This window comes from Acetobacter sp. DmW_136, assembly GCF_008690365.1.
GTDB lineage: Bacteria > Pseudomonadota > Alphaproteobacteria > Acetobacterales > Acetobacteraceae > Acetobacter > Acetobacter oryzifermentans.
Genome location: NZ_VHON01000071.1, coordinates 1 through 3,926, shown reverse-complemented (window position 1 = coordinate 3,926; position 3,926 = coordinate 1). Strand labels below are relative to the sequence as shown.

4 protein-coding genes are annotated in these 3,926 nt (G+C 47.8%); all 4 read right to left on the bottom strand.

The genetic code is table 11. The features are described from left to right. Nucleotides 1-70: 70 nt before the first annotated feature. The 4 genes from FKW31_RS15340 to FKW31_RS15325 all read right to left on the bottom strand — a co-directional run bounded on the left by FKW31_RS15340 (nucleotide 71) and on the right by FKW31_RS15325 (nucleotide 3,691). Nucleotides 71-658, bottom strand: a complete 588-nt coding sequence (locus FKW31_RS15340; RefSeq protein ID WP_238332877.1) for a transposase — start codon at nucleotides 656-658, stop codon at nucleotides 71-73. A 499-nt stretch (nucleotides 659-1,157) separates the two neighbouring features. Continuing rightward, complete coding sequence (locus tag FKW31_RS15335) at nucleotides 1,158-1,841, bottom strand: hypothetical protein (RefSeq protein WP_150179002.1); 684 nt, start codon at nucleotides 1,839-1,841, stop codon at nucleotides 1,158-1,160. A gap of 15 nt (nucleotides 1,842-1,856) precedes the next feature. Continuing rightward, a complete protein-coding gene (locus tag FKW31_RS15330) occupies nucleotides 1,857-2,393 on the bottom strand; it encodes a hypothetical protein (RefSeq protein WP_150179001.1) in 537 nt (178 codons plus the stop codon). Further along, nucleotides 2,393-3,691 carry a TonB-dependent receptor gene (locus tag FKW31_RS15325; protein WP_166443428.1) on the bottom strand — a complete coding sequence of 433 codons (1,299 nt, stop codon included), beginning with the start codon at nucleotides 3,689-3,691 and terminating at the stop codon, nucleotides 2,393-2,395. The genes FKW31_RS15330 and FKW31_RS15325 overlap by 1 nt, the downstream gene beginning before the upstream one ends. Between the last annotated feature and the right edge of the window lie 235 nt (nucleotides 3,692-3,926).

The following is a 3,926-nucleotide window of genomic DNA, read 5'->3' as shown; positions in this document are numbered from 1 at the left end:
ACACATCACTCACAGGCCCACCCTCCATCGGTAAGCCTCTGAATCACAACCGCTCGCTCAGTTCAATAAATTAATAGGTCCTGAGCCTAGCTGGTGTGATTGCGATCCGCTCCACAAGAGCGGTGATCGCATCGGCACCAACATGCGCCTTAAAACCATAAACAGCTTTTCTGTCCTTATGTTTGACCCATCGGGTCTCGTTGTCGTGTTCCGTCTGTGACGCGATAATCGTCGCATCAATGATCGTACCGACCTTGATCCGGATTGCCTGAGTTTTCAACTGGACCGTCACAGCTTCGAACAAAGCCTTGTCGAGCGATCGGGATGTCAAAAGGCGCCGAAACCGCACGAAGGCTGTGCGCTCTGGCGTAGGCTCCCGTACGGAAAACCCGCAGAACCGACGAAAAGACATACGGTCATCCAGCGCCTCTGCCAGTTTGACGTCGGAAAGGTCATACCACACGGCAAGGAGCATGGCTTTAAACATTGAAAGGGGCGGCCATGCAGCTTCACCCTTTGGGACAGAGTAGAGAGGTGACAGGATCTCCGCAATCGGCTGCCAGTCGATCAGGGTTGCAATTTTATCCAATGATGACGATCCGCGATCAGTGAGGGAGAACTCAAGACAGTCCTGTCCAATCAAACGATGGGCCATCATTATTCTCCATAACGAAAATCAAACCGAAGAGAATCACCAATAGATGTTGCCGTCTACCATCCGCGCACAGGTCTCATAATACGTTGAGCAGGAGTTATGCTGCCCAGAAAATTCTGCAAACAATAATTATAAGCTAAACAGAGGTATCTGATCAGAATCTCCAGATCCTCCTGGCTTGAGACACAGACCGACAACACCTCTGTTGTCACCCAACCATCGAAACATTCCACCATTCCATTGGTCTGTGGTGAATAAGCTTCCATCACGTGTCGGTCGATCACCATATCAAGACAGCTTCTTTCAAAGACATGCGTGGTAAAACACAAACGAGGATGAGACTGGAAATGAGGCAATCACAAAAAATCCTATTTGAGGAAAATAAGCAGTACGATAGGAAGTTTTGAGTAAATTTTTTCACGACGGTAGTTCTACATTAATTCCAAGCCCTTCATTGCAGATCAATGTATGAACATATAATATTTTACTTATATCTATATTTTTATTTTTCTAGAAAGTAATTTACCAACATAACAAAAAGAATGGTTATTAAAGATAACAAAGTCGAGAGTAAAAAAATTGGATCATACCCTATTTTTCCGGCTCCGAACGCCCCGGCCACTCCAAGAAGTGCGGCTGCAATAGCACTCGCACTTTGAAATAATGTAAAATCTATTCCTGGCTGATTAGGTGATGTCAATATCATAAGCCGAGAATAGCTAGCAACGAAACTAGATGCCATAAGTGTGGCCTCACAAACAAAAAGAGAAAAAATTATAGATATGCTAAGAAAATGCAATTTTATTGAAAAGAAAATCACGGCAAGAAGCACAGTGTGACAGATGGCGATCATATACATAGCGTTTTTTGCGCCCGCTCTGCTGACCATCACTCCCCCTGCAATTGTGCCACATAATCCCGAAACAACACCGCCAATACCGTTAAAAATACCAACAGCATTGAGAGGAATACCGTGGTCAATCAAAAAGGGCCCTGTCAAACCCTGCACTAACCGACCACTCATTTCATACGTAATGGTCAGAACGATACCACACCATATTTCTTTTCTTCCAAGAGCCTTCAGAAGACCGGGGCGCGATTCCTGAGAACTGGCTGAAAAAATCTTCCCGTTTTCCAGATTATAAAAGAACATGGGGGTAGTAAGACTTAGGACAATAAAAGCCATAATAAAGCAGTCGGCTCACCACCCCAAGGCGCCATAAAGGGTTACAAAAATACTCCCGCCTAATACCAAACCAATATAGGCGCCCCCAACCTGCGCCATATTGCCTGTCCCCCTATTTTTTTCGGAGATCTGTTCAATAAGGAATGCATCACAGCTAATATCTACGATTGTTGCAGAAACTGCCGCGCACAAAAGGAGCACGAACAGACCCGAAAATAAACGAGGGGGCCAGAATGCGATGATACATAATAACCCAGCAGTAACACACTCCCCTACCAGGATGATTTTGCGCGAATGTCTTCGGCCAGTTGTCGAAATACGCAACCTTTCAACAGGCTGCGCCCACAGGAATTTTATAGCCCAGATCAGCATCACCAATGAGAGCAGGCCTATTTTCCCTAACGAGACATGCTGACTGCGCAGAATGGTTGGCAAACCGGCAAACGTAAGCCCACCCAACACGCCTTGCGCGATGTAAATACCCCAGATTGGGGGAAGAACCCCGATGTTGAACAGAGGAACTGAATCACTTTTCCTGCCGATGCCACTCATTATCTGGCAGTATCTCCCATGGCAACCTTAAGGTTGAAGCCGACAGTTCTGCCAAAACTGATCTGCGCCACATTTCCCGCAGGCCCTGTAAAGGCATAGGTACGGTATAGTTTGTCGGTTACGTTGTTCGCATAAACCATTACCTCGTAACGGCTCCCGAAAGACCAAGTTGTTCTCAGGTCTAGCTGTGTGTACGTAGGCTGTTTTAGCTGGTTGGCAATATCAAAATACTGCGGCCCAGTTACACGCAAATCCAATCCGGGTTCAATACGCCCAAAACCCGTTTGAAACCGCGTTGAAAGATGCCCCGCAGCCATAAACTCAGGAACGTAAGGCATACGCAGGCCAGCATAGTTATTGCCTGCGCCATCATTAAAGCTATCGAACTTTGAGATTGTTCTATTGCCATCTGCCCCAATAATCCAACCGGGTCTGAACTCACACTGAATCTCCCCTTCCACACCACTGGCATGGGCGCGTGCCGCACTGGCAATTGTCTGGTAGCCTGCTGGACCAACATAGACCTGCTCATTCTGCAGGTGATTATAAAAATATCCGACTCTTGCAAAGAATTGTTTATGACGGTACACTGTCCCTATCTCGTAACTCAGCTCCCGTTCCGGATTGTAGGATGTTGCATCTGCAATACTTGTCGGGGCGTAGTTAAACCCGGCAGGCTTGTAGCCCTGACTGACCCGACCATGAAGATGCCAGCCCGGCAAAGCTTCATAATCAAGAGAAACGTTACCGAGACTCATGTTCTGATTACGGCTCTTATTGCCCGCATAAAGCGTTTGCCCGCCATAGGTTGAATTGAACGCTATGCTGGACAAATCGCGCGAGAGACGACCACCTAGTCCCAGATCCAGATTTTTCAAAATATGCCAATAAGCATTGCCATAAAGGGCCACTGTTTCAGCACGGTTATGCGATGCGGTCAGTGGGTAGGGCATGTAACTTGGAACATAAGCGGCTGTCTGGCTTGTGCGGTCCTGATATGTTGTCTGATGATAAAACCCCGTTACAACATCAAAAAAACGATGTTTACCTTCAGTGCTCAAACGCAGTTCCTGCGTATTGGCACTCCACTGCTCCGGCTGCGTGGAAATATACGAATAGTAAGGAAACGAACGCGAAATATCGCTGTCCTGCCATGAGGCTATGGCGCTGAGTTTCCACCCATCAAAATGATAGGTGCCGTGGAGGGATTCGTCATGTCCACACCGGCTCAGGCGCGGGTCGGGAGTGCCCGGCACAACGCTTGCCACTTTACGGTCCCGCAAATGGTTGAAACCCACATAAACATCCTGACTCCCGTAACTGCAGGAACCATCAACAGCAAAGGCCAACTCCCAGGGCTGATCGGTTGGCGCAAGTCGCAACGTGGCGCGCCCTCCACGGCTTTCAAAACCACCAAGGCGTCTGGAACCCGTGGACGGATTACTTCTGTGGTTACCGTCCGTTATGCAAGAGTTTTCTGACCCATATTGACGTGTGATCGTGTGCGGTCTTCTGTAAGGCCTGTTGATGTGG

What these genes read in the sequence shown, in the direction of transcription:
- FKW31_RS15340 (WP_238332877.1), bottom strand. Translation starts at nt 658, where the DNA reads ATGATGGCCCATCGTTTGATTGGACAGGACTGTCTTGAGTTCTCCCTC.
- FKW31_RS15335 (WP_150179002.1), bottom strand. Translation starts at nt 1,841, where the DNA reads ATGGCTTTTATTGTCCTAAGTCTTACTACCCCCATGTTCTTTTATAAT.
- FKW31_RS15330 (WP_150179001.1), bottom strand. Translation starts at nt 2,393, where the DNA reads ATGAGTGGCATCGGCAGGAAAAGTGATTCAGTTCCTCTGTTCAACATC.